Annotated in this window: 17 protein-coding genes and 8 pseudogenes; 12 read left to right on the top strand and 13 right to left on the bottom strand. The window is 60.8% G+C overall.

Features of this window, described 5'->3' with window-relative positions:
- Window positions 1-134: 134 nt before the first annotated feature.
- The 3 genes and pseudogenes from CO656_RS27725 (at window position 135) to CO656_RS27715 (ending at window position 3,114) form a co-directional block, all read left to right on the top strand.
- Window positions 135-1,364, top strand: a complete 1,230-nt coding sequence (locus CO656_RS27725) for a sugar ABC transporter substrate-binding protein (protein ID WP_097527935.1) — start codon at window positions 135-137, stop codon at window positions 1,362-1,364.
- 33 nt (window positions 1,365-1,397) lie between these two features.
- Window positions 1,398-2,291 (top strand): annotated as a pseudogene (locus CO656_RS27720) (sugar ABC transporter permease).
- Window positions 2,288-3,114 (top strand): annotated as a pseudogene (locus tag CO656_RS27715) (carbohydrate ABC transporter permease). Before CO656_RS27720 ends, CO656_RS27715 begins: the two co-directional pseudogenes overlap by 4 nt.
- 355 nt (window positions 3,115-3,469) lie before the next feature.
- On the opposite strand, the gene CO656_RS27710 reads toward CO656_RS27715, so the two are convergent.
- Together CO656_RS27710 and CO656_RS31485 are read right to left on the bottom strand one after the other, a co-directional pair.
- The gene (locus CO656_RS27710) at window positions 3,470-4,780 is read right to left on the bottom strand and encodes a sorbosone dehydrogenase family protein (protein WP_097527934.1); all 1,311 of its coding nucleotides are present in this window, start codon (window positions 4,778-4,780) and stop codon (window positions 3,470-3,472) included.
- A 337-nt stretch (window positions 4,781-5,117) separates the two neighbouring features.
- Window positions 5,118-5,195, bottom strand: a pseudogene (locus CO656_RS31485) (transcriptional regulator); the annotation flags it as partial.
- 144 nt (window positions 5,196-5,339) lie between these two features.
- Here CO656_RS31485 and CO656_RS31120 point away from each other — a divergent pair.
- Window positions 5,340-5,903: a hypothetical protein gene (locus CO656_RS31120; RefSeq protein WP_337441773.1), complete on the top strand. Its 564-nt coding sequence runs from the start codon at window positions 5,340-5,342 to the stop codon at window positions 5,901-5,903.
- Window positions 5,904-5,979: 76 nt separating this feature from the next.
- On the opposite strand, the gene CO656_RS27700 is transcribed toward CO656_RS31120, so the two are convergent.
- Window positions 5,980-6,327 (bottom strand): GNAT family N-acetyltransferase, encoded by a 348-nt coding sequence (locus CO656_RS27700; protein WP_234819661.1) that lies wholly within the window; start codon window positions 6,325-6,327, stop codon window positions 5,980-5,982.
- Between the two features lie 365 nt (window positions 6,328-6,692).
- On the opposite strand from CO656_RS27700, the pseudogene CO656_RS27695 reads away from it, so the two are divergent.
- Window positions 6,693-6,995 (top strand): annotated as a pseudogene (locus tag CO656_RS27695) (MBL fold metallo-hydrolase); the annotation flags it as partial.
- Window positions 6,964-7,462: pseudogene (locus tag CO656_RS27690) on the top strand (DUF4334 domain-containing protein). The pseudogenes CO656_RS27695 and CO656_RS27690, both read left to right, overlap by 32 nt.
- 380 nt (window positions 7,463-7,842) lie before the next feature.
- Here CO656_RS27690 and CO656_RS27680 read toward each other — a convergent pair.
- The gene (locus tag CO656_RS27680; RefSeq protein ID WP_037378482.1) at window positions 7,843-8,052 is read right to left on the bottom strand and encodes a cold-shock protein; all 210 of its coding nucleotides are present in this window, start codon (window positions 8,050-8,052) and stop codon (window positions 7,843-7,845) included.
- 798 nt (window positions 8,053-8,850) lie between these two features.
- Window positions 8,851-10,228: pseudogene (locus tag CO656_RS27670) on the bottom strand (S8 family serine peptidase).
- A gap of 135 nt (window positions 10,229-10,363) precedes the next feature.
- Here CO656_RS27670 and CO656_RS27665 point away from each other — a divergent pair.
- Both CO656_RS27665 and CO656_RS27660 read left to right on the top strand, forming a co-directional pair.
- Window positions 10,364-10,905: pseudogene (locus CO656_RS27665) on the top strand (RNA polymerase sigma factor).
- The gene (locus tag CO656_RS27660) at window positions 10,902-11,693 is read left to right on the top strand and encodes an anti-sigma factor (RefSeq protein WP_097527932.1); all 792 of its coding nucleotides are present in this window, start codon (window positions 10,902-10,904) and stop codon (window positions 11,691-11,693) included. Before CO656_RS27665 ends, CO656_RS27660 begins: the two are co-directional and overlap by 4 nt.
- A gap of 212 nt (window positions 11,694-11,905) precedes the next feature.
- Here CO656_RS27660 and CO656_RS31110 read toward each other — a convergent pair whose 3' ends face one another.
- The 5 genes from CO656_RS31110 to CO656_RS27635 form a co-directional block, all read right to left on the bottom strand.
- Window positions 11,906-12,094: a hypothetical protein gene (locus tag CO656_RS31110; protein WP_158254932.1), complete on the bottom strand. Its 189-nt coding sequence runs from the start codon at window positions 12,092-12,094 to the stop codon at window positions 11,906-11,908.
- A gap of 123 nt (window positions 12,095-12,217) precedes the next feature.
- Window positions 12,218-12,931: a DUF6065 family protein gene (locus CO656_RS27650; RefSeq protein ID WP_097527930.1), complete on the bottom strand. Its 714-nt coding sequence runs from the start codon at window positions 12,929-12,931 to the stop codon at window positions 12,218-12,220.
- 69 nt (window positions 12,932-13,000) lie between these two features.
- Complete coding sequence (locus CO656_RS27645) at window positions 13,001-14,794, bottom strand: cation:proton antiporter (protein WP_097527929.1); 1,794 nt, start codon at window positions 14,792-14,794, stop codon at window positions 13,001-13,003.
- Between the two features lie 227 nt (window positions 14,795-15,021).
- On the bottom strand, window positions 15,022-15,468 hold the full coding sequence (locus tag CO656_RS27640; RefSeq protein WP_037423785.1) for a TIGR02588 family protein: 447 nt from the start codon (window positions 15,466-15,468) through the stop codon (window positions 15,022-15,024).
- A complete protein-coding gene (locus tag CO656_RS27635) occupies window positions 15,465-16,301 on the bottom strand; it encodes a TIGR02587 family membrane protein (RefSeq protein WP_097527928.1) in 837 nt (278 codons plus the stop codon). Before CO656_RS27635 ends, CO656_RS27640 begins: the two co-directional genes overlap by 4 nt.
- A gap of 397 nt (window positions 16,302-16,698) precedes the next feature.
- Here CO656_RS27635 and CO656_RS27630 point away from each other — a divergent pair, with 397 nt between their 5' ends.
- The 3 genes from CO656_RS27630 (at window position 16,699) to CO656_RS27620 (ending at window position 20,470) form a co-directional block, all read left to right on the top strand.
- Complete coding sequence (locus CO656_RS27630; protein WP_037423786.1) at window positions 16,699-17,922, top strand: extracellular solute-binding protein; 1,224 nt, start codon at window positions 16,699-16,701, stop codon at window positions 17,920-17,922.
- Window positions 17,923-17,984: 62 nt separating this feature from the next.
- Window positions 17,985-19,073: a sugar ABC transporter permease gene (locus CO656_RS27625; protein WP_097527927.1), complete on the top strand. Its 1,089-nt coding sequence runs from the start codon at window positions 17,985-17,987 to the stop codon at window positions 19,071-19,073.
- Window positions 19,070-20,470 carry a carbohydrate ABC transporter permease gene (locus CO656_RS27620; protein WP_245428553.1) on the top strand — a complete coding sequence of 467 codons (1,401 nt, stop codon included), beginning with the start codon at window positions 19,070-19,072 and terminating at the stop codon, window positions 20,468-20,470. The genes CO656_RS27625 and CO656_RS27620 overlap by 4 nt, the downstream gene beginning before the upstream one ends.
- Before the next feature lie 190 nt (window positions 20,471-20,660).
- Here the strand turns inward: CO656_RS27620 and CO656_RS27615 are convergent, their stop codons facing one another.
- Together CO656_RS27615 and CO656_RS27610 are read right to left on the bottom strand one after the other, a co-directional pair.
- Window positions 20,661-21,884 carry a bifunctional alpha/beta hydrolase/OsmC family protein gene (locus tag CO656_RS27615; RefSeq protein WP_097527926.1) on the bottom strand — a complete coding sequence of 408 codons (1,224 nt, stop codon included), beginning with the start codon at window positions 21,882-21,884 and terminating at the stop codon, window positions 20,661-20,663.
- Window positions 21,885-22,231: 347 nt separating this feature from the next.
- Window positions 22,232-22,678 carry a VOC family protein gene (locus tag CO656_RS27610; protein ID WP_037424093.1) on the bottom strand — a complete coding sequence of 149 codons (447 nt, stop codon included), beginning with the start codon at window positions 22,676-22,678 and terminating at the stop codon, window positions 22,232-22,234.
- 417 nt (window positions 22,679-23,095) lie between these two features.
- Between CO656_RS27610 and CO656_RS27600 the strand changes: the two genes are divergently transcribed.
- On the top strand, window positions 23,096-23,581 hold the full coding sequence (locus CO656_RS27600) for a BA14K family protein (protein WP_097527925.1): 486 nt from the start codon (window positions 23,096-23,098) through the stop codon (window positions 23,579-23,581).
- Between the two features lie 172 nt (window positions 23,582-23,753).
- Here CO656_RS27600 and CO656_RS27595 read toward each other — a convergent pair.
- Window positions 23,754-25,138, bottom strand: a pseudogene (locus tag CO656_RS27595) (hypothetical protein); the annotation flags it as partial.

The raw sequence follows: 25,138 nt of genomic DNA, 5'->3' as shown, positions 1-25,138 counted from the left end.
CTTGCGAAAGAGTGAAGGCCGTCGGCCCCTCTCCACCGCGAGACGACCGAGGCGTGGCCGGGTTGAATTCCCCTCCATGACCCGGTCATCGGGGCCAAAGGGGGCTGGATCAAGATAGCCAAGAGGAGGAGACCATGGATATCCGCAAAGTCGCCGTGCTCGGTGCTCTCGCGCTTGCTACCGTCTCGTGTTTCTATGTTCCGGCCAAGGCCGAGGACGTGACGATCTCCGTCTGGTCGCACGATAACGATCGGCCGGCGTCGAACCTAATCTCCGACTACAACAAGCTTAATACGGGCATCAAGATCGAGTACCGGGAGGTCCCGTTTGACGATCTGGTGAGCGAGGCCTTACGCGCCTATGCCACGGGCCAAGCTCCGGATATTATCGCGGTCGATAATCCTGAACATGTCCTGTTCGCGTCGCGCGGCGCCTTTTTGGATCTGACCGACATGATCGCGAAATCGACGGTAATCAAGCCGGAAAACTACTTCCCAGGCCCGCTCGCCTCCACGATGTGGGAAGGCAGGCATTACGGCGTTCCAAAGGCGACGAACACGATCGCGCTATATTACAATAAGGACATGTTCAAGGCGAAGGGCCTTGATCCTGACAAGCCGCCGCAAACCTGGGCTGAATTGGTGGACGCGGCACGAAAGCTGACCGACCTGGCAGCCAACGTGTACGGCATAACTTTTTCGGCCAAGGCGAGCGAGGAGGGCACCTTCCAATTCCTGCCGTGGGCACAGATGGCCGGTGCCAGTTACGAAATCATCAACACCGATGGCGCGGTCAGGGCGCTCGATACCTGGAAAACGATCCTCGACGAGAGGCTTGCTTCTCCGGATACGCTGACGCGCAGCCAGTGGGATTCGACCGGGACGTTCAATTCCGGAAACGCGGCCATGGCGATTTCCGGTCCCTGGGAGCTCGACCGAATGGTTGCCGAAGCGAAGTTCGATTGGGGCGTGACGTTGCTGCCGGTACCGGAAGACGGTGCCGAACGCTCCTCCTCCATGGGGGACTTCAATTGGGCGATCTTCGCCAGCACGAAGCACCCTGAAGAGGCCTTCGGGGTGCTTGAGTATTTGATCTCCCAGGATGACCGCATGTTCAGAGACTTCGGTCTGCTCCCGGCCCGCACCGATATCGCAATTCGCGAGACCGGCCAGCCGCGCAAGGATGCCGCGCTCAAGGTTTTTCTCGAACAGCTCAAGTACGCCAAGCCTCGGGGCCCGCACCCTGAATGGCCGAAGATCTCCAAGGCAATCCAAGATGCGATCCAGGCGGCGCTAACCGGACAGATGTCTTCCAGGGAAGCGCTCGACCAAGCGGCCAAAAAGATAAAGGCCGTGCTCGGCTGAAAGGAGGGGTGCCTATCGGATGTGGAGGCGCTCATGAAGAAAATCCTGTCCAGCATCATCGATGGTAAGGGCTTCGACATTGCGCTCGTTGCACTGCCGCTCACTTTCCTGCTCACCCTTTCCGGCATACCGCTCGTCTACAACGTTCTGATGAGTTTCCAACAGTGGATCTGTTCAGCCTTGGAACCTTCGGACGACCCTTTGTCGGCTTCACACGGAGCTCTTCGCGCAGCTGGAAACCAGCCCAATTCTCCTTAACACGGCACTCTTCGTCAGCGCCTCGATTGCCGGCCAATTCGTCATAGGCTTCGGGCTGGCACTTTTCTTTTGGATGAATTTTCCGGACGCGTCCTGGCTTCGCGGTCTCTTTCTCGTCTCCTGGGTGATGCCCGGCCTAGTGGTTGGTGCGATCTGGAGCTGGATTCTCTCGGGCGATTTTGGAGTCCTCAACTTCTTCTTGAGGGAAATCGGTGTGACCGACGGCAATATCTTCTGGCGCTCCGATCCGCACGGTTCGCTCTGGGCGGTGATTATCGCCAATATCTGCTTGGTACCTCGTTCAACATGATCCTGCTTTCGGTCGGGCTTTCGGGCATACCGAAGGATCTCTATGAGGCGGCGGAGCTCGATGGAGCCAACGCGCTGCAACGCTTCTGGACGATTACCTTGCCGATGATGCGCACGACGATCGGCGCTGTCATCGCGCTCGGCCTGATCTTCACGCTGCAGCAGTTCGATCGTTTCGCCGCGATCACCTCCGGTGGACCGAACAATTCGTCCAATGTCACGCAATACTGTGCCTGGGAGTTGTCGTTCCGACAGTACGATTTCGCCAAGGGAGCGACGATCTCTGTGATCATGATCGTCTTCGTGATGTTCGCCTCAATCGTCTACGTCCGCTCCACACGTCACGAGGTGCGGGGGTGACCGATACCTTCCGCGAAAAGTTGATGCTGGCCGTGGCGCTGGTGCTCGCCGCCATCTATCTATTCCCGCTCTACTGGATGTACATCACGGCGCTAAAGTCCGGCTCGGCGATGTTTGCCAACCCTCCGGATTTTTGGCCGACCGACCCACAGTGGCAGATCTACGCCCAAGTCTGGCACAGCCGCAACATGGGGCGTTACATCTGGAACTCGCTGGTCATAGCTTTCGGTGCCGTAGCCGTTATCTTGGTTCTCGGTGTCGGCTGCGCCTATGTGCTGGCACGCTACCGCAATGTCTGGTGGATGTCGGGCTCTTCCTCATCCTCATGCTGCAGGTCCTGCCGTCATCACTGATGATCACACCAATCTTTGTTGGCTTTTCACAGATCGGGCTGCTCGACTACCCACGCCTGGCGGTCATCCTCGCGATCGCCGCCAAGAGTATGCCCTTCTTCATAGTGCTGGTGCGCGCAACATTCATGAGCGTTCCGCAGGAGTTGGAGGAAGCGGCCCTCGTCGATGGCAGTTCCCGCGTCGGCGCCTTTTTTCGAATCGTCCTGCCGCTCGCTCGCAACGGCATCCTCGTCGGCGCCATCCTGATCTTCATGCAGGCTTTCGGCGAGTTCGTCTATTCGAAGTCGATGATCCAGAGAATTGAGCTGCAACCGGCCAGCGTCGGGCTCAATAGCTTCATGGGGCCGAACACCAACGAATGGAACAGCATTATGGCCTATGCGGCCATCTATGTGACTCCCATGCTCGCTGCCTTCGTTCTCTTGCAGCGTGGCATCGTCTCCGGCCTCACCGCGGGGGCCCTGAAATGATCCGCGCCACCTCAGTCCACCGTGGCGAGCTTGACTTGCACTCCGGCAGATTCAAGCCGGACCGACATAGGCGCTGGTGCGTAGGGTGTTGAACACAAGCCCAAGGATGCGATTGCGTCTATGCGTGGGCAGAACTGGTTGCCAGCTAACCCTCCCAAGCGTCACACAGCGCAGAGCTCAACCCCTCAAGCAGGTCTTCGGCCCTATGCCCGCGACACGGACATACGTCGATTAGCCGTAGTCGAGAAGTGTCCAAATCGGCCAACCAGCGAAAAACCCAACGGAAAACGCCTCTCCGCCGTCGGTGATCCGGATGCCATGGGCATTCCCATGCAGGGCGGCACCGATGCGCGTTTCACATGCGCTCCGCCTCGCCCGTGACGCGCCAGATCACATCGCCGACATCGTCCGCCACCAACAAGGAGCCGTCGGGGCCGATGGTAACTCCAACCGGCCGCCCATAGGACGACCGCTCGTCAGGCGAAAGGAAACCGGTCAGAATGTCGCGCGGCGGCCCGGCTGGACGTCCATTCACGAACGGCACGAAGACAACCTTGTAGCCGCGCAATGTGCTGCGGTTCCAGGAACCATGCTGCCCGATGACCATGCCGTCCGGGAAGCCGGGCAGAGTGCCTGCGGGAAGCCAGCAAAGGCCAAGTGATGCAGTGTGTCCGCCCAAGGCATAGTCCGGTGTTATAGCGGTTGCGACCATCGCCGGGTCCTGCGGCACCCGGTCGTCCAAGTTCTGCCCCCAGTAGCAATAGGGCCATCCATAGAAGCCGCCGTCGCGCACTGATGTCAGATAGTCGGGCGGCGTCTCGTCGCCCAGGCCATCGCGCTCATTAACCACCGTCCAGAGCGCACCCGTCGTTGGTTCCCACGCCATACCCACCGGGTTGCGCAGACCGGAGGCAAAAATGCGGTGCTGACCACTCTCGAGGTCAAGCGCGTGGATAGCGGCCCGTCCTTCTTCTGCCGCCATGCCGCGCTCGCCGATGTTGCTGAGCGAACCGACGCCGATGAAAAGCTTTCGTCCATCGCGACTCGCAAGCAGGCTTCGCGTCCAATGCCCCCCGGCCTTGAAGGACGTAACCTTTTGGCCTGTCGCGCTGATACGTGTGTCGCCCGTTTCATACGGGAACGCAACCACCCCGTCTGTGTTGCCGACATACAACGTATCGCCCAGAAACGCCATGCCGAACGGCTGATTGAGTCCGTCGAGAAATTCGGTGCGGATTTCGGCCACGCCGTCGCCATCCGCATCCCGCAACAGCGTGATGCGGTTCGGACTTGCGCCCACTGCGGCGGCGCGCTTCATTGTGCTCAACATGGCGTAGTCGAAGGCGGATTTAATGCCCCCCGGCTCGCTCAGTGCCTCAGCAACCAGTACGTCGCCATTCGGCAACACGTAAATCCAACGGGGATGTTTGAGCCCGGCCGCGAATGCGTTCACGTTGAGCCCGGCCGCCGCAGTCGGCATTTGCTCCGCGGGCCATCCCTTGGCTGTCGGCATCTTCAGGGTCGGAATGCCCTGCGGCTTGGCTCTCGGGATTGTCGGGGCGCTGCCATAGGCCGGTTCCAGAGAATCGCCGTCCTGGCGCCGCAAAAGGATGGCCACAGCGCCGATCAGTGCGACCAATCGACCGAGAATATCTGACAGGCCCATGTGCCCTCCTAACCTTGATGCGCAGCCTACCCGAAGCTCCTGCGGGTTGGTATCCTCAAACCGCATTGTTTGTGGGCCACTGACGCAAAAGCCGGCCTCGACCCAGTGCATAAATTGCAAGCCATCATCGAGTTCGACATGACCGGCAAAATTCTGGCGGGCAACGCCAAACTTCTGCCGCGACCTTGGACACTATGCATGGGGGATTCTTGGCAAACATCGCCGAATGTTTTCTCGATCCGGCGGAAGGCTCGTCCTCCGATTTTCGGGAGTTCTGGTGAGATCTGGATAGAAGTCTCCGATGTGCGAACGATGCGGTTGGAATGGAGTCTAGATGCGTGTTGAGCTGGATCGTCCCTGACGCTTCTGACTTCTCAATCCATTCGATGGTGTGCGGCCGAACGCCGATGCGCGCGGTGTGGGAGTTCGAGAAGGGCGGGCGCGAACTCATGTCCGCGTCGACGGCCCGCTCATCATCAACGACGAACGTCTGACGATCAGAGCCGCGATGGCTGGCTCGGCCTAGTGATGGAGGACTTGGTCCAAGGCGCCGTCGCGAATGGCTATGTCGATGGTGGGCGGGTCAGCGGCTTCATCGCCATCCAAGCCCCGTCCCCGCATCCCGCAACGCGCTGGAGAAGGCCGACTGGGCGGTCGACGACGTGGAACTGGTGGAGGCGAACGGAGGCGTTCGCGCCCAGGCCTGCGCCGTCAACAAGGACCTCGGTTGGGATCCCCTATCGTCAACGTCAATGGCGGCGCGATCGCGATCGGCCATCCGATCGGCGCTTCTGGCGCCCGCTTTCCTCAACACGTTGCTCTTCGTGATGAAGCGGCGGGGCGTTTTCCGGGCCTCGCGTCGGCGGCGGCATGGGCGTCGCCATGTGCGTCGAGCGCCTTTAGCAGTTCCGCGTTGCTCCCACAGAGGCGAGCGCACAGCGGAGCAGCGATGCACATTGCTCGCTGCTGCGCAAGCGAGCATATCATCGGCATTGCAGTTCGACGGGCCAGACGCTTTGTTCGTCGGCAGCGTTTCGGCGGCTCGCCTATCAACTCTCGCCAATGTCCGCCGTCGGACATCCAATCGAGCCATAAGATCAAGCTTGACGCGACGGTCGCTTAGGACTCAATCGCGGCTTCCGTCACGTTCCCCGCCTACGGCCCCTGTGGGCCGGGAGCGAAAGCTGGCTTTGATCGAGCTAGACGCCCCGCGAAAAGGTGAGGACGGTGAGCCCATGCGGGCCGACATCTTCTTCCAGGCGACGCCAGCCGAATGCCTCATAGAATGAGCGCTTTTCCGGCAAAGCGCATAGATAGGCAACATCATGGCCCAGGTCGAACGTCGCTTCTGCTGCGCGGCGGACAAGGGCCCTGCCAATACCCCGACGCCGGTGGTCGGCATCGACCCATACGGCCGCCACCCATGGAGCGTATTGCGGACGCTCCTCCAGGTCGCAGGAGATGATTAGGGCCGATCCGAGATATGTCGCGCCCTCGTGGGCAACAAGCCCGAAAGGCAGTGCTCCTTCGTCCAGCAATTCCAGCATGTGGTCGGCTACATGTTCGAGCGGATGGCCCGCCAGATACGATCTGCAACCGTAGGGCAGAAGCCCGGCTGATCACGCAAGTCCGAGATTGCGTACGGCTGCGACTGTGATTGGGGCATGCGTCCTCGTGAGCTTCGGTTGCTGGAATGGGCCGAGCGCGGATAAAATTTTGAGTTGCAGCTTACTTCATGGCTGATGTACTTCAACGGGTAGTGATCGTAAGGCGCTGCAATTTCTTCGTGGCCCTCCACAGTGCGTTGCTCCTCGGCTGCCGAGATCGAAACGCGGCCAGCGTCCGACCCTTCGGAACCAATCCCATCCGCGATGGTTCGACACCTCTCTGTGCAGCGGAAGGAGGCATGGAAATGGCCCAGCAAGTACCGCTCGATCCACATGGTCGCGCCGAGAACCCGCCGAGCAACACGGCAAATGACGACGGCACTCTGCAGCTGTGCTCCGACGTCGCTTACCGGCGCCTTGGCATTGTCAATGTCGTGTTCTTCGGAAGCCCGGGTGCCGGCGACCGCAAGTGGGTTCTGATCGACGCCGGAGTGATGGGGACGACCGGCCTCATTACCCGGGCCGCCGAGGAACGTTTCGGTGCAAAATCACGGCCGGCCGCAATTGTGATGACGCATGGACACTTCGACCACGTCGGCGCTCTCGAAGAGATTTCCGACCTGGAGGGGGCGTGGCATTCCGACTGGCCATCCGCTCGACGGTGTGCTGGAAAACCTCGGATGGTTCGGTAAGCGTTTCAGGACGGATATGCGCGAATGCACTGTTGTTTCGCATGGGACGGCGGCGGCTCATCGCCATCGATCCGGCGAGAATACCAGTTCGCCTGGCGCTTCGTTTCCAAAACATCGGCAGCACGGGCGCCGCGAGACACCTGTTTTCGTGCCTCAAGCGCGGACTTCGGGCGAAGGGCCCTGTGGCTTCGCTGACGACCATGCCGTTATACGGCGTGGTGAGTGCCGCCATGATCTATGACGACCAGCCCATCGTCGACTACTTTCGCCGGATCGATGAGCAAAGGATCATGGGGGCGATGACGGTCAGCGGTGACGACCGGATCTACTTCTTCGAACTCGAGCGGGTGGATGAGCCTTTACAGCGCCACGCATCCAATTAGACGCGCAAAGGTCACGGTAGCACTTTGAATTACTGCCAGCTGAATAGCTGCCCGCGGCAGTAATCACCTATCGCCGAGCATCCGTTTTCGAGGACGGCTTTTTCGTGCGCGGTCGCCCGGCTGCGGCAGGGCGTTCGCCAAGCTCGGCCTCGGCTGCATCCCTCTCCAACCTGAGTTGTCTCAGTCGGGCCGTTTTCTTCTCTCTCGCCAGCGCTTCCTGTTCCATGATTGCCCGACAGGCGAGAGTTGCCTGATCGACAGCGTGGTTCGAGGCGACTTTCTTGCTCGGCTTGAACGGATCACTTCGGCCAACATCTTTCATTGCCTTCTCCTTCGTGAGGTCGGGAACGCTGAAGCCCAGGTCATCACGACGGGCGACATCAAAGTGCGCGAAGGTTGTCCGCAGAACTCTTGCCCGACCTGCGGTCCTGAGTGATTTCGAAACTTACCTTTTGGCCGTCTTTGAGAGTGGAGAGGCCGGCACGCTCTACCGCCGAGATATGCACGAAGACATCCTGACCGCCGTCATCAGGCTGGATGAAGCCAAAGCCCTTGGTGCTGTTGAACCACTTTACCGTTCCAGAAGCCATGTAGCGTCCTTTTCAAGTCAGAGAGGATCGCCCTAGGCGATCCGAGAAAGCTAATTTTTTCATGAAGTCGCGATCGAGAGCAACGGCATAAGATGTAGTGTCACTCGTCAATTGCTTAGTACCAGCGTCCCCGGCCGTACCAGCCGCCACCCAATAGGATAAGAACAAGGATGATGATTAAGAGCGTCGTGATATCCATCTCGGTCTCCTGAAGTACCTGGTCGACTTCACCGCGCTTGACGATGGGTACTTCGATTGACGGAAACGTCCAAGCAAGAAGGTTTGTTCCACGCTCGGGAGCGGAGGCTTGGCCGAACGGCTGGAACCATGAGCTCTTGGGCCGGTCCAATATGTCGAGACCGTTCCATTTTCATTTATCGCCGTTTCCGGCGGCAACGGGGTCAAACACGCGCTGGCGCGGCTCCAGGTCTTCTCAATGTGACCGGAAGTGCCCGGCCAGCTGTCTGCGGTCGCAAGGCTTCATTGAATTTACACTCTTGAGCAGGGAAAGGCCCTGCCCCGGGGCAGGGCCTTTCATTTGAACACTCAAATTATCCAGTATTAACTAGCGAGGCAAGAAAATATTCTTGCGCGAAAAAGTATACTTCGTAAATTTTCCTAAAAAATGCCGAAATATCCGCCCTCGCAGACAGGAGATTACACAATAACAGGGGTATATCAATAAAAAATTAGGGGTTTATATTAAGTCATATTAATGGAGGCGAGAGCGCACGCTACCCGAGGAGGGTTGATGGTAGTCCCCCGGTCGCGCAATCTGCTGTAGAGCGAGCAAGTGATCTAAGAAGCTTTTTCGCAGAGCGACCGCGCGTTCAGGAGGCCCCAGCCGAAGACTGGATCCTTGCCCGGATCGCCGAGGTCTTCGACGTTGCCGGCGAGCCTCTCGCGGATCAGCGCAGGGCCGAGTTTCGGCTCCGACGCCTTCATCAACGCCACCGCGGCGGTGACGAACGGTGCGGCGAAGGAGGTGCCGGTTTTCGGACGAGCTCCGGTGATCGACGCCGCCGTCCAGACGGCCACACCGGGAGCAGCAAAGTCGATGTGGTCGCCGCGTCCGGCGCGCCTGTAGGGTCGCTTGCTCTTGTCCGTCGCTGTCACGGCGATGACCTCTTCGTAAGCGGCGGGGTAAACCGGCTCCGCTCTCGGGCCGCCATTGCCGGCCGCGGCCACCAGGATGATGCCGCGTTCGCCCGCCTTCTTCACCACCTGTTCGAGCAGCCGATTGGGCGGCCCGGCGAGGCTGAGATTGATGAGCTGCACTTCGCGCGCGGCAAGGAGGTCGAGAGCACGCACCAGATCGAACGCGCCGGAGCGGTCGTCTTGCCTCTTGGCCCGGTGAAAAGCATCCACGGCGATCAGGTCACCGCCCGGAATGAGACCGGGCGTGCGGCTCGTCGTGGACCCGACGAGCAGAGCCGCGATCGCGGTACCGCTTCCCCGACTGAGGCAAGCTTTCATCGGCAAGGCGGATGATTTCGATATCGCTTCCTTCGAAGGCGTCGTGCTCGGGGTTGATGGCAGTATCCACGAGGCCGATCGCAACTGTGCCGCTGCAAGCGCTCGGTCGATCGTAAGCCGAGGGCCAGCCGATGACGCTGCGCGCCAGGCAGTCCCCCCGCGCGCAATGCTCGGCGCCCCGTTCCGGGCGGAAGTAATGATTGAAGTCGATGCTGGCCTCTGGCGCAAGGGTCTGCGCCCGCGCTCTCGCAGCGTCCAGGGTCATCCTCGCGGGGATGCGAAACTTGACGAGTTCGCTATCGAGCATCGTCACCGTGCCGCGGTCGACGACCTCGAAGCCCGCTTCGGCCAGTTGCGTGAGTTGAGCCGCGCTGAAACCGAAACCGACGATCTCATCCGGTGCTCGTGCCGGCACGGCGGGTGCGGGAGCAGGCGCGCGCCGGGCGATGTGTCGGCGTGGGAAGAGGCCGCGGAACGGGAGCAGGCTCCTGCCGCCGTTCCACCCTGCACCGGACCGGTAGGATCCGGAGCGCCCAGATCTGCTGCCTCCCTCATCGTCGTCATCGTCATCGTCGGCCAGGGCCGCTTTGGCTCCGAGGATTTCCAACGTCGTTTCGCTGCCGGAAACCATGGCGTCGCCCGCGACGAGGGCGATTGCCGTAAGGGACATGACCAGAATGTTTCTCAGCGGGGTCGCCATCTCAGAACCTCGATCTTGCTTGAAGCACGAGAGTGCATTTCTTGGACAGACGGGCGGGTGCCTGTAGATTGAATGGGAACGGCTGAGTCGTCGATCTATTCCCATTTCTCGTCCAAATTGCGGAGTTTCGGGGTCATGAGCGTTGCGGTGAAGGATGTCGGTGAACGCCTCATAGCGTTTCTGCCCAATCTGCGCCGCTTCGCCTATCGCTCTGCCGCTCGCGTGATGTCGCCGACGACCTCGTTCAGGCGGCTTGTGAACGGGCGCTGGCAAGCGCCGACCGCTTCGAGCCGGGCACACGCTTCGACGCATGGATGTTTCGCATCCTCCGCAATTTGTGGATCGACCAGGTGCGCAGGCAGAAAACCGCGGGCATTCAGGACGATATCTCCGAACGCCAGGACATTGCCGGCTCGTCCGGGGAGGGCGAAGCCGAGGCGCGCCTGACGCTCAAGACCGTGGCGGAAGCGATCGGAGAGTTGCCGGAGGAGCAGCGGGAGGTGCTCATCCTCGTCTGCGTCGAGGAGCTTTCCTATCGCGAGACGGCCGGTGTCCTCGACATCCCAATAGGAACGGTAATGAGCCGGCTGGCGAGGGCCCGCAAGAGTCTCGCCGAGACTGCGGGAATAACGACAAAGAGCGCCCGTTCTCACGTGATGAAGGACGTAGAGGAATGACCAGGACGGATTTCTCCGATGAGACACTGATGCGCTTCGCCGACGGCGAGCTTGATGCCGAGACCTCCGCTGAGGTCGAGCGGGCAATGGAAACCGACGACGAACTTGTCGCGCGGGTGGGCCTATTCATCGAAACGCGTCAGGCGGCGAAGACCGCCATGAAACCGCTACTCGAAGAACCCTTGCCGGCCGAACTCAAGTCCGCCGTCGAGAGGATGGTCGCGGAAAAGGCTTTGGCGCAGAATGCATCGGCCCCCAGGGTGCTGTCTTTCCCGCATCGGGCCGCAAACGATCGGCCGATAAGCAGCTGGGCCGCACCCATCGCCGCCTCTGTTGTGGCCCTCATCGCCGGGTTCGGTGGATATTGGCTGGGCCGCGGTGGCGAAGCGGCGCCATCCAATGTGCTGCCACTCGCGGCCCTGAGCAAACCGGCGCTCGACGAGGCGCTCGTAACGGTCGCCTCCGGTGCCGAAACGCAATTGCCCGGTTCCGACCAGCGCTTTCGTGCCATTGCGACATTCCGCGACAATTCACAGGCGCTCTGCCGCGAATTCGAAGTGGATTCGGCCGACCGCTCGACGGTGGTTTCCGTTGCCTGTCTTGCCGGCACCGAATGGCGCGTGACTTTCGCCGTCGCCGCACAAGGCGGCAGCGATGGCTATGCGCCGGCATCATCCCTCGAAACCCTCGACTCCTATCTGACGGCGGTTGGCGCCGGGCAGCCACTCGAGGCAGCGGAAGAAGCCAAGGTACTTGGCGATCTCCGTCAAAAAAGCGAAGCGAACTAAAAATCGCGCCGTGGAATAGAGGCAAGCATCGCCCGTTACTCCACCGGACCGAAGAAACCGGTCCGGTCTAAATGAGGAGTAATTGGCATGATCAAGAATTGGGCAAATACCGCGCTCGCCGCCGGATTGGCGGCATTCGTGGGCTCTGCCGCCGAGGCGAGCCAGCACCCGCAGATCCTTCCTGACGGCGCGAGCTCGCAGAGGCAGAGCAGTCATGCGACCGGCCGCACGGACGGCGAGATCATCGTTGCCGGCAACAGTTCATCCAACTCGAGTTCCAATTCATCGAGCAATTCCAGTTCCAACTCGTCTTCGAACAGTTCGTCGAATTCGAGCTCGAACTCCTCTTCGAACAGCTCCTCGAACTCGAGCTCGAACTCGTCCTCGAACAGTTCGTCCAACTCGAGCTCGAACAGCTCCGGTCGGGACTATCGTCCCGGCAAGCTGTGGCGGGTGCGCTGAATACGCACGGCAAAGGAAGCGGGGCCGGATGGATGCCGGCCCCGCTCATTATGTGTAACGCTTCAACGAGCAGCGCGGGCCGCCTTTCGATACCATCCCTGCCCGGCGATTGTGTTCCGATAGATCGTCTCGCGCTCGACGGCCTCCCGTCGGGTTTCGGCGCGAATTTCCGCCGTCACGGCTGCGTCCACTCGGCGAAACGGTATCACCTGAACGAGCGGCGTTCCCTTCTCGATGACATAGAGGCCGTCCGGCGCCGTGGCAAAGAAGGGGAAATGGATGTTGGCGGCGTAGCTATCGGTGTCGACGATGCCCGCCACGCATTCGAATGGCTGCCCCGGACGGTTGAGCGGCGGCAGGAAAAGGCAGCTCCAGCCAGGCGGCGTTCGTATTGACCAGTAGTTGTGAAACTTGCAAGGGGGAGAGGGCTCACGTGGGTTTCCCGCCACCTGATGGGCCCCGTGATTGCTGACCATGACGCGGTCGAACTCCCATCCTGCTTCGACACTGCGGCCGCCGTCCTTGATCTCCAGCCTGACGGTGGCGGCGATCGGCAGAATCCACCCGGCGGCCATCGCATCAAGAAAAGGCATGCAGCGCTTGGCGGTTAGGCCATTGTTGTTGGTCGACAAGTGGTCTTTATCAATCGCCGGCAGCTTTCGGAACCAATCCGGCAGGGCCGACTTGGCCGGCACAGGCGGCGCGATGACGCCTTGGTCTTCCGGCCGGCAGAGAAAGCGCATGACCCGCGGTTCCTTTTGCAAAATATTTAACATTCCGATTTCTCCAGTTCGAGTGGCTCGGGAGAAACGGTGCGACGCGACTTCTATTCCCTCGGGTAAATTCTACGCATCAGTCGACTTTCCGACCGCGGAGGCCCGAATGGCATGGCGTTCCCTGCCGGTGCCGTCGATCGGCTGCAGCATCCTGCGAAATTCATCCCGTTTCTCGTGGATCGATGCAATCACGAGGCCCATCGGAATGCCGATGTCGACGAGCACGGCTTGCGAGAGCTGCAGGCTTGCCTCGATGTTCTCCGGCACGGCATCCGTGACTTTCAGCTCGTACAATTCCGTCGCGTGCACCGCATCGCGCGCGCGGGCGACAATGGTCAGATCCGGCCGTTCGGATCGCGCAGCACGGACGATCGACTCGACCGCGTCGGGATTGTCAATCGTTACGACGAGTGCGCGGGCGCTTTGAATTCCGCAACGCCGAAGCAGCTCGATGCGGGTGGCATCGCCATAAAAGATCGTATCTCCGCGCGCTCGCTGTCTGGCGACCAGCACGGGATCGGCATCGATCGCCAGGAATTTCAATTCATGCCGTGAGAGCATCTCGGCGACCAATTGCCCGACGCGGCCGTAACCGACGACGATCACGCGCTCGGGGTCGTCGTCATGTTGTGGCGTCAGCCCTGCGAACTGAGCTTCATCCATCCTGGCATAGGCAGCACCTCGGCCCACGATGCGGATCAGCATCGGAATTGCTATCATCGTCAAGATCGCCGCGACCGTTGCCGTGGCGCTGGCTTCAGCAGGGACGGCATTGCCGGCAACGGCGGCACCGATAAGGATCAGCGCGAACTCGCCGCCGGGACCAAGGATGATTGCCAACTCGCCGGCGCCCCGGTTTGACAGGCCCATCAGGCGCGCGATCGGGAACAGGATGGCCGCCTTGATGGCGAAGAAGCCGATCGCGACACCAAGTGTAGGGATCGGGTTCGCAATGATTTCCGATAGGTCGAGACGGGCTCCGACAGAGACGAAGAAAAGGCCGAGCAGAAGCCCCTGGAAGGGCTGGATCGTCACCTCGATCTGCCGACGATACTCGGTTTCGGCCAACAGCAGCCCGGCGATGAAGGCGCCCAGGGCCATGGACTGGCCGCTAAGCGCCGTGACAAGGCCGGAGCCGATCACGACCAGGAGGCATGCAGCGACGAACAGTTCGCCGCTTTTTGTCGCCGCAACCAGCTTGAACAGGGGGCGAAGAACCAGACGACCCAGCCCGGCCATCGCGATCAGCGCCAGTGCGGCAGGCGCCAGCGCGTACAGCAAGCCGGCGCCGAGCCCACTTCCCCCGCGTGCACCCAGCATCATCACCATGAACAGGAGCGGCGCCACGGCGAGGTCCTGAAAGAGCAGCACGGCGAAGCCGGCGCGTCCAACCGCGGTGTTCAGCAGTTTGCGCTCGACAAGCGACGGCAGAATGATCGCTGTCGAAGACATCGCCAGCGCGCTGCCGAGCACGACCGCTGAAGCTGGCGTTTGACCCAGAAGGCCCGCAACGCCTGCCAGGATCGCTGTCGTGGCGAAAAGCTGCAATCCCCCCAGCCAGAAGACCAGCCTGCGCATCAGCAGCAAGCGGTTCCACGACAGCTCGAGCGCGATCATGAAGAGAAGAAACGCAACACCGAATTCGGCCAGATGGGTGATCTGCCCGACTTCCGTTATGGATATTGCCGAGAGCCACGGTACGTCTCTGGCAAGTGCTCCGAGACCGAAAGGGCCAAGCACGATGCCGGCGGCCAAAAATCCGAAGACCGGGCTCAACTTCAACCGCCCGAACAAAGGCACGATGACGCCGGCCGTCGCTAGAAACAGCAGAAGCTCCTTGTAGTTTTCAGTTTCCGGCGTCATCGACAGCTCTTAAGTTCCGCGCCAGGCCGCGCTTACTCCTTGCAAGGATAGTACTCTCATTTCAGGGGATAGTGTCGCCGCAGCCATGCTGAATGCCAACGCCGTAACCATGCTCGTGGCAAACTGGCCTGCCGTTGGTTTTCAGCAATAGGAACAAACTCTGCATGGTGGTTTCGTCGAGCCGTTGCAAGGCTGGTTAGTTGGGCCAGTGAGGTGGAGGAGGACGCTTAAGGGTCAGTGTATCCACGGGCGAAAAGGCGCAGGTCATAGGCCTTGGGATCACGTTGGAAGATCACGGCACCCTTCCGCTCGGACTGCTGTGGAACATAGTCGAGCACGGCGCTGCTCTCCTCGACGACCTCGTCGCCCTTGCGAAGCTCACCTTGAATCTCAACCGCAGCAACGGACCTTCCCGCACGATTTTCGGCGGCGAACTCGACCACGTAACTGCCATTCGCGGACGTGACCTCGACCGGCAGCACGACGAGCTGGGCCGTCCCCTTGGGCTCGCTCAGGCCTTCCGTGACCAGATATGCGAGCACCACAAGCAACGCCAAGCTACTCACTCCGGCCACGATCCACTCGATAGTGGAAGTTCCCGGTTTTCGCGTGATCGTCTCGTCGTCGCGCTGCGCCTTCTGCTGCCTGTCGCCTTTTGTGGAGTTTTTTGTCACAGGATGAGCCTCGCCACCGCCGCCCCCAATGCGCCTGGAAACGAAAGAACCACCACCGCGCTCAGCGTTTCCGAAAGCCCGGCCCCATCGGTTCTGCCGAAAGTCCATAGGATGTAGGCGTTGACCAGCATCACCAGCGCATAACCGACGAGCGCATATCGGAAGAAGATGCTGAAGAAGCCGGCGCCCGGTTCCGGATTGTGCGTGCCCCGGAATTCGAGCTCATAGACGAAGGCGTGCATGAGGCCGAGCGTTCCGATGACCAGCGCGACCTCCTGCCAGGGATTCATCTTGTAGGCAATCAGGACGACCTCTTCGGTCGGTGCGATGTTCACCGACAGGAACAGTGCTCCGACGACCATCAGAAACAGTTCTCCGGCGTAACCGGGCTCCGGAATCTCGTTGTCCTCCAATGGACTTGGACCCAACTGGGCCCGCGCTAGCGATGCACCCAAGCTGCCGGGCACAACCTGAACGGCAATCTTTCCGACCACCTCCCGGAGCGGCATTTCCGCGTTCACGATGCCGAAGATCAAAAGAACCGCTGTCGCCGCGAATGCGGCAACCAGCAGCGCCACAAATGCATCCGCTATACGATCGCGAAGCATCACCGTCTCGCGAAAACCTCCATATTTGTGCAACAGCACCAGCATCGGGACGGTGACCGCCAGCAATAGCGCAAGCCGCAAAGGGTGAAGATGAAAACCCAGAGCCCAGGCCTCCATCGTCATCAGCACCGGTACGGCGAAGATCAATGCTCCGGCGAAGGCGCGACCGAGACCAATCCAGAACTCGCGCAGCGTTGGGCCGACGATGACTTCAGTTGCCGCCAATCCGTTCCCCTTTCACGACGTTGGCCGATTTTGCACGCGTATCGGCTCGTGCAAGCCGGTGGGAAAACAATGCTTGCTGCGCATTCCTGTTCCGGAACACTGCAGAATTCTCTTGGTGTCTCCGGCCCTTCGTTCATGAAGCTGGGACATACTCGCCGATCGGGTTGTTCGACTGCCGATTTGTCGACGGAACAGACCGGCATGCTGGGGCGTTTAGCCAATCGTTCTTCAGGGCGGCAGTTGTTTGCGCTTTTCGCGCGACGTTCTGAGATGCCGAAGGAGGCGGGAACTTCGCCCCTCGTCGAAAAGCCATCTTCCTGACCGGATTAGAACCTCGAGGTGAGATCGGCTCACCACCGATATGCTCTGCTGGCACCTGATTGGAGGGAGGACCGATATGCTGTCTTGTCCTGCGGGAGCTCTCGCTGCAGCGACCATGCTCGCTGGCTTGCCGGCGTTCGCTAGCGACACCGTCCGGATATCCGGTTGGGGCGGGTCCGAGGTCGCCATCGTCAACGGCCTGTTGACCGACGTTCTTGCCGAAAAGCTCGCGAAAGAGGGCATCACGGTAAAATACGAGCCCGTGGATGGCGAGTTTTCGCAGTTCATTGTCAACGGCCTGTCGGCGGGTACCGCTCCAGACCTTTTCTACGTCGACATTTTCTGGGCGCGCTCCGTGTTCAGCGCCGGTCAGGCCTTGCCGGTAACGCAGGACGTATCCGGCTTCGCAGCCAATCTCGTCGAGGCGTTCACATATGAAGGGAAGGTTTACGCGATCCCGAAGGACTTCAACACGCTGGCGGTCCATTTCAACAAGGACATCTTCGATGATGCCGGCGTTGCTTATCCGAGCGACGGCGATACATGGAAGACGCTGCAGGAGAAACTGGTCGCCGTGCACAAGGCTCTTCCGGAGGTCGATGGCCTCTGTCTCGTTCCGGAATATGCCCGTTTCGGCGCCTTTGCATTGTCGACAGGCTGGACCCCCTTCGACAGCTGGGGAAAAACGATGCTCGATCAGCGCTTCCGTCGGGCTTTCGATTTCTACACCGGCCTCGTGAAGTCCGGGGCTGCCGTCCTGGCCGCCGACGCGGGGCAAAGCTGGGCCGGCGGGTGCCTGGCGTCCGAGCGGGCTGCCATAGCGATCGAGGGCGCCTGGATCATCAGCGCCCTGCGCGACAGTGCCCCGAACATGAACCTCGGGACTGTCCGAATGCCGAAGGACCCCGAAAGCGGCAAACGAGGCAATATCGTCTTTACCGTCGGTTGGACCGTCAACGCGGCCTCCAAGGTCAGCAAGGCTGCTATAAAGGTGGCCGGGCTCCTGACCTCAGAGGAGGCCCAGCAATGGGTTCTGGAGCAAGGATTGGCCCTGCCGAGCCGGACCGGCCTGGCTGACAACCCGTGGCTGCGGGGGGACCGGCCCGAACAGATGACAAGCCGAGTGATTTTCGAAGGACTGTCGGACGATCACGTCATGCCGTATTTCTTCGGAAAGGTCGGAGGGAGTTGGATGCAGCCGATCAATGCGGCGCTCAATTCTGTCATCCTCGGGGAGGCGGACGCCGACACAGCCTTAGCATCGGCACAAAGCGCCCTCGATCGGATGCTCGCGAATTAGGCGTTGCTCTCGAGCAAAGAGGAGACGGCTGGTTCGGCAGGGCACGCTCAGGAGGAGCATGCATGGCGCGAGCAAGGTCGGAAGAGAGGAGCGGCTGGCTCTTCATCTTGCCCTTCACGGTCTCGATGGCGCTGTTCTTCGTCTACGCGATCGTCCGGACAGCCTATTACAGCTTCACCGATTTCGACCTGTTCAAGACTCCGAGCTTCGTCGGGCTGTCCAATTACACTGCGCTTGTCTCCGATGAGCTTTTCCTGACCGCCCTGCGCAACACGATCGGCTTCTCGCTCATCGTCACAACGGTTCAGACCGCGCTTGCGCTTGCTCTGGCAGTTCTCGTGAACCACGCCGTCCGAGCGAGGGGACCTGTCAGGACCGTGTTTTACCTGCCATCCATCATGTCCAGTGCGGCCATGACGCTTATCTTTCTTTGGCTCTTTCAAAGAGATGGCTTCATGACCGCGATCGTCAGCATCGTGCTTGCCTATCTCCGGCATATCCTTCTGTTCCTCGTGGGCGTCGCTGCGGTGCAGGGTGCGCTCGTTCTCAACGCGCGGCGCCGCTATGAAGGCGTTTCGATTTTCGACCCCTTCTTTCTGCTCGTCGCCGCTGCGAGCGCGCTGGCACTTGTCGTCGCCTGTGCCCTCGCGGGATTGCTGCCTGTCTTCGATAACGATCTGCGTATTTCCTGGCTGAATACCCAGCAGCGTTTCCTCTTCATGCCGGTCACGCTGTGGTCGGTGGCGTTGATGAACGTCTTTACGACGGTCCCGACGCTGATGCTGTTGTTTCTGGCGGGGCTACAATCGATTCCGAACGCCTTGTACGACGCGGCCGAGATCGACGGGGCCAACGCCTTCCAGCGATTTCGCCACATAACCGTGCCGGCGCTTAGGCCGGTGACCTTTGCCGTCGTCACGATGGGCATCATCGGCACCCTGCAGATGTTTGACCAGGTCGCGGTTCTGGGAGATGCGGCGCCGCTGGCAAGTCGCGCGACGCTTGCATATTACGTCTATGAGAACGCGTTTCCGGCGGGCGCCTCTTCGAGGATCGGCATGGCAAGTGCGGCGGCGCTGGTCCTCGGCATTCTGACAATCGCAGTCGTCTACGTTCAAAAGTCGGTCGGCGTGAAGGAACGGGCCGAATGATGGTGAGGAAAGTTGCTTCGGATGCCCCGCCCTCACGCCGCCCTCTGCCGTCTGGGGCGCTTCGCCGGCGGCAGCTTGCGCTCAGCGCCTGGTTGTATCTGACCCTTCTTGCCGTCGCGACGATAATGATGGGGACATTTGTTCTCGCGTTCATGGCGAGCCTGAAGGCCGACCCGCTGGAGAGACCGTTTCGTGTCTATTTCGATCAGCTGAATCCGGCCGCGTGGATTGCCGCCGCCCGTTTGGGGCAAGAGGGTGCGGGTGACGCTTTGTGGGGAGGACTGTCTCCCGGCGCCGAAGTGGGCTTCAGTGTCACTTACGCAGCGCCCGCCGGGACCAAGATCGTCGAACCGAAGGCCGAGATTCCGCGCCGCCGCCCGGGGTCGGGCATCGCCGCTGCACTCATGCGGCATTACGCGGCGGACTACGCGTCAATCGCGCTGAAAAATTCCAGTTCGGCAATGATGCAGGTTCGTGATGAGGAGGGAGGATTGCAAGCGCGGCAGACGCGGACATTCGTCTATGAGATCACCTACCGCACCGACCGCGAGGATCGGCCGTGGATCGAACGCACGCCCCTCAATCTGACCGCTCCGCCCTCTCAAACGCTTGCCGAAAGTCCGATTTCGCCATCGCGGTCCGAGCGGCGCGGACGTCTCCTGAGTTGGGACAACATCACGCCAGGCGTTCTCGGGCTGATCTTCAACAACTACCGGCGGGTGATAAACGAGACGGCTGACCTGGAGACCGGGAAAAGCCTGTTCGGGAGCTGGCTGGTCAATAGCTTCGCCATCGCCGCCGGACGCCTGGTCCTGACGCTTGTCGTCGCCAGCCTTGGCGGTTATGCACTTGCGCGGCTCGAATTCAGGGGCAGCCGTTTCATCTTCGCTGCATTGCTCTTCTCGATGACGATTCCGGCGCAGGTGACTTTCGTTTCGAATTATCTGATCTTCAGGGACCTGTCGCTTCTAAACACTCCCTGGAGCGTGATCGTCGTTTTCGTCGCCTCGGCCAATGTCCTGTTGATGAAGCAGTTTTTTGAAGGGTTCCCAAGAGAGATAGAGGAGGCGGCAATCGTGGACGGCGCCAGCCGTTTTCAAGTGTTCTGGAAGATCGTGCTGCCAAACGCAAAGCCGGCTTTGTTGGTCAACGCGATTCTCGCCTTCCAAGGTGCCTGGAACGACTTCTTTTGGCCCCTCGTCCTCATCACCAGCCCGCCCGAAGCGCTGACGGTTCAGGTCGGGCTTCTCAGCCTTCGTCGCTCGTACGGGGGCGCGCAGGGCGATTGGGGACTCGTTCTGGCCGGCGCGTTCATCTCGATCGTGCCGGTGCTTATCCTTTTCGTCCTCTTCCAGCGGCACATCGTCTCGACTGAGCTCACCAGGGGCACCGCCTAAAGCGCGCCGCGTTCAAACGCATTCACGCGGCGCGCTTTAGGTCTTTGTTTTTGTGCATGTCGTCATCCCACAACCGCTGCACACTTTTGGGCGACATGCATTAGCACTGCCAAGCTATCCTTTGTTGGTGACCTCGAGGCCTCATACTCTCAGCGGGCTTCCAGCACTGAAGCAATCCACCTCTCGCCTATCATTTCACGACGGTTTTTATCTTGGCGATCGATTCGAGCGTGCGATGGACGGGGCACTTGCCGGCAATTTCCTCGATCCTGCTGCGAAGCTCCTCGGAGATCCCGCCGTCGATGGAAATGACGCGCTCGAATTGATCGATCCTGCCGCCGCCGATTTCCTTCTCGGTGCACTCCTCGCAGTCCTCCGCATGAATTTTGGCATGCGAGACGTCAACGCCAATTCGCCCGAGGGTCAGCTTCTTGTGGTCGGCATAGAGACGCAATGTCATCGAGGTGCAGGCGCCAAGTGCGATCGACAGAAAGTCATAGGGTGACGGCCCGGAATCGAGCCCGCCCACTCTTTCGGGCTCATCGGCGAAGAGCCGATGGCCGCCGGCCTGAACCGCGTTTTGAAATTTGCCTTCGCCCGTTTCCGTCACACGGACGTGTTCAATCGTGCCCTCGCCTTGCGGCATGTCGGCGGAGAGATAACGGCTCAGCCATCCCGATATGATCCGGCCGACGAAGGCTGCGTCCTCCGGATCGGTGAGCAGATGATCGGCCTTATCCAGCGATACAAAGCTCTTCGGATGTCTGGCCGCATGGAAGATTTCGGTAGCGTTCGCGATTCCGACGGTCTCGTCGAGGGGAGCGTGAAGGATGAGGAGCGGTTTTTTCAGGCTTGCAACAGCATCCTTGATACGCTGCTCACGTGCATCTTCGACAAACTGCTTTCGAACGAGAAATGTACGCCCCGCGAGATCGACTTCGGCCGCACCGCTCTTTTCGATCTCCTCGAGGCTCGTTCCGAAGTTCTTCAGCACATGGCCCACGTCAGCCGGTGCACCGATTGTCGCCACGGCGCGCACCTCGGGAATCTCCTTGGCAACGGCCAGGACCGCAGCACCCCCGAGCGAGTGGCCAATCAGCAACGAAGGTGCCTGGTAGTGTTGACGGAGATAGTCGGCGGCCGAAACCAGGTCGGCGACATTGGAGGAGAAATTCGTCGAGGCGAATTCCCCTTCACTCGATCCCAGGCCCGTGAAATCGAAGCGCAGGACAGCGATACCTTCGCGCGCAAGTTCCGCTGCAATGCGGCGCGCGGCCGCCAGATCCTTGGAACAGGTGAAGCAATGCGCAAAGAGTGCGTAAGCGCGCAATTGCCCGTTGGGCAGATCGAGGCGGGCGGCCAGGGTGGCCCCGGAATGGCCGGCAAATTGGTGCCGTTGCGTGTTGAAAGGCATGGTAACGCTCCTTGGCTCCGCGGAAAGGAGCATTCTACACCTGCAACGACGACGGACTACCTACAACGCCGCGCGTCTTATCAGACGCGCAAAGGTCGCTGCAGCACTTTGAATTGCTGCATGTCTTTGTCCTTAAATCGAGGTCGACTTAAGGAGACATGCAGTAGCTGTTCATTTCGCCAGAGTTTCGACGCGTCGGGTCGACGCGCCGACGTCGCCTTTGATCTGCTCGGCTATGCGCTTCTGCTCGTCGTTCACAAGATGGATCAGTAACCGAGCGCGGCGCTCAAGGGCCGGAAGCAGCTTCCGGCCAGCCTGGCTTTCAGGTCCTCGCAGTAGGATCGCAGTCAGCCCTGCGTCGGCCGCCAGTCGGGCGACGGAATGACGTTGATCATCCACGGGACGCCGAACCTGTCGATCAGGGAACCGAAACCGGGCGACCAGAAGGTCTCGCCAAAGGGCATGACTGGCTTGCCCCCTTCGGACAGCTGATCGAACCAGCGTTGGGCTTCGGCCTTGTCCTGCGTGTGCAGAGTGACATCGAAGCCGTTCTTGGGCTTGTCGATGTTCCGAGCCCATTCGACGTCCATGTCGGCGCCCATCAGCGCCTGGTCGCCGACCTCCAGCCAGCAGTGCATCAGCCAATCCTTGTATTTGGGATCGTTGATCGGCATGTCCGGTGGGGCTTCACCGTAGGAATGGGCGGCGGTGATCTTGCCGCCGAGCACCTTGGCGTAGAACTCGAACGCCTCGCGGCATTGCCCTTGGAAACTCAGGCTGGTGACGATCTTCATGATTGCGTCCTTCTCGTCGTTGTGATTTCGGATTTGGAACGGAAACGGCAGGCCTGCAGCGGCGCGCGACTTACCAGACGCGCAAAGGTCGCTGCAGCGCTTGAATTGCTGCATGTCTGGGTCCTTAAACCGAGTTTGATTTAAGGAGACATGCAGTGAGCAATCCCGGGCATCTTTCGGCACCTGCGAGTTCATAGCCGTGGTGGCGGCGGATCCGCCCGGTGATCTCACACTAACGTTGATATCAACGTAAATCCGCTCGGCTGTCAACCGGGAGCTACGTTTTCCCTAGACCGAACCGTCGGGACACCGATTCGGTGGACTGCCGGCGACGTCAGTCTCCCGGAAACAAAGTGCGACGATCTCCATTCCGCGTTATAATCGACATGCGGCGGTTTAGATGGAAAGGCGCAGCCGATGAAGAGGCTAGCAATCGTTGCCTTGTCGCTCGCGACGACGTTGACAAGCGTCCCGCCGGCCATGGCATTTCCAATCGTTGTCGCGGCGAAGGTCGAGGCAGCGCAGGCGCAGCCGGTCCAGTACAGGCGCTATCGCGGTGGCTATCGGGGCGGGTACCACGGGCATCACCATAACGGTGGTGGTGGCGATGACTGGGCCTGGGCGCTCGGAGGGCTCGCAGCCGGCGCGCTCATCGGCGGGCTGTTGACGCAGCCGAGGTATTATGGGCCCGGCTACTACGATCAGTATTACGATCAGGGCTATTACGGACCGACCTATTATCGGCCGCGCTACTACGCGCCGCGTTATTACCGTCAGACCTATTATGGCGGCAATGCGCATGCGCGCTGGTGCTATGCGCGTTATCGGTCCTACAGGGCTTACGACAACACGTTCCAACCCTATTACGGTCCGCGACAGGCGTGCGTATCGCCTTACTATTGATAACACGGCGCCACGGAGCCTCATGCCACGCACGTGAGCCGAGGCAGGCCCCGCCGATGACCGCCTTCGAGATCCGGCGCCCCCTGGCGTTCACCACTCCAGCTCCGGACAAATTGCAACGGCCCCGCTTCGGGTGAGGCGGGGCCGTTAGCTCGATCAAATCAGGCTTGGACTAGATGGCCTGGTATGCCGCGATGATCGCTTCCACCTGCGAGTCGTCCAGTGCATCCACCTGAGCCGTGGTGACGGCCAGCAACTGGTCGCTGGAGAGGCTCAGGATATCGTCGCTGGACAGGCCGGCGAGTGCGCTCGTGCTGATCGCGGCGATGTCGGCGGTCGAGAAGGTCGCGAGGTCATCCGTGGAGAGTGCTGCGATATCGGCCGAGTCCAGCGCTGCGACCTGGGCCGAGGTCAGCGCCTCGACCTGATCGGTGCTCATCGCGTCGATCTGGTCGGAGCTCAGAGCGCCGATGACCTTCGTGCTCAAGGCGGCGACCTGGTCGGTGGTGAGCGCCGCGACGTTATCCGTCGAGAGCGCGGTCAGCTGCGTCGAGGTGAGCGCCGCGATCTGGGCCGAGGTGAGCGCTGCCACCTGGTCCGAGGTGAGCGCCCCGATCTGCGCGGTGGACAGTGCTGCGACCTGGGTGGTCTTCAGCGCCGCAGCCTGGTCGGTCGAAAGGGCCGCCAGATTGTCGGTGGAAAGACCCGTCAGAGCAGTCACCGAGATTGCCGCGATGTCGGCAGTCGAGAAGGTCCCGAGATCCTCCGATGCGAAGGCTGCAAGCTGCGCCGAGCCGAGCGCGGCCACCTGTGCCGTCGTCAGAGCCTCAGCCTGAGCGGAGCTCATGGCGTCGATCTGGGTGGAGCTCAGAGCGGCGACCGTCTTCGAGTTCAGCGCCGCGACCTGGTCGGTGGAGAGCGCCGCGACGTTGTCGGTGGAGAGCACCGCAATCTGCGTGGAGCTCAGGGTGCCGACCTGGGACGTGGTGAGCGCAGCCACCTGATCCGAGGTGAGGGCGGCGATCTGGGCGCTCTTCAGCGCTGCGATCTGGCTGGTCTTCAGCGCTGCCGCCTGGTCCGTCGACAGTGCCGCGACATTGTCGGTCGTCAATCCGGCGAGGGCAGTCGCGGTGATCGCAGCGATCTCGGCGGTCGAGAAGGTTGCGATGTCCTCGGAAGCCAGAGCCGCAATGTCGGCCGAGTCGAGCGCCGCGATCTGGGCGGAGGTCAAGGCTTCAGCCTGATCGGACGTCAGCGCGCCGATCTGTGCCGAGCTCAGCGCTGCGACCGTCTTCGAGTTCAACGCTGCCACCTGATCGGTCGAGAGCGCGGCGACATTGTCGGTGGAGAGCGCCGAAATCTGCGTCGAGGTCAGGGCTGCCACCTGCGACGAGGTGAGGGCAACGACCTGGTCCGATGTCAGGGCGGCGATCTGGCCCGTCTTCAGCGCCACGACCTGGGTGGTCTTCAGTGCTGCGGTCTGATCGGTGGAGAGAGCTGCGACATTATCGGTGGAAAGACCGCCCAGCGCCGTGACCGTGATCGCTGCAATATCGG

Source organism: Sinorhizobium sp. FG01 (genome assembly GCF_002531875.1).
GTDB lineage: Bacteria > Pseudomonadota > Alphaproteobacteria > Rhizobiales > Rhizobiaceae > Sinorhizobium > Sinorhizobium fredii_C.
This window is presented reverse-complemented; position numbering and strand designations above follow the sequence as displayed.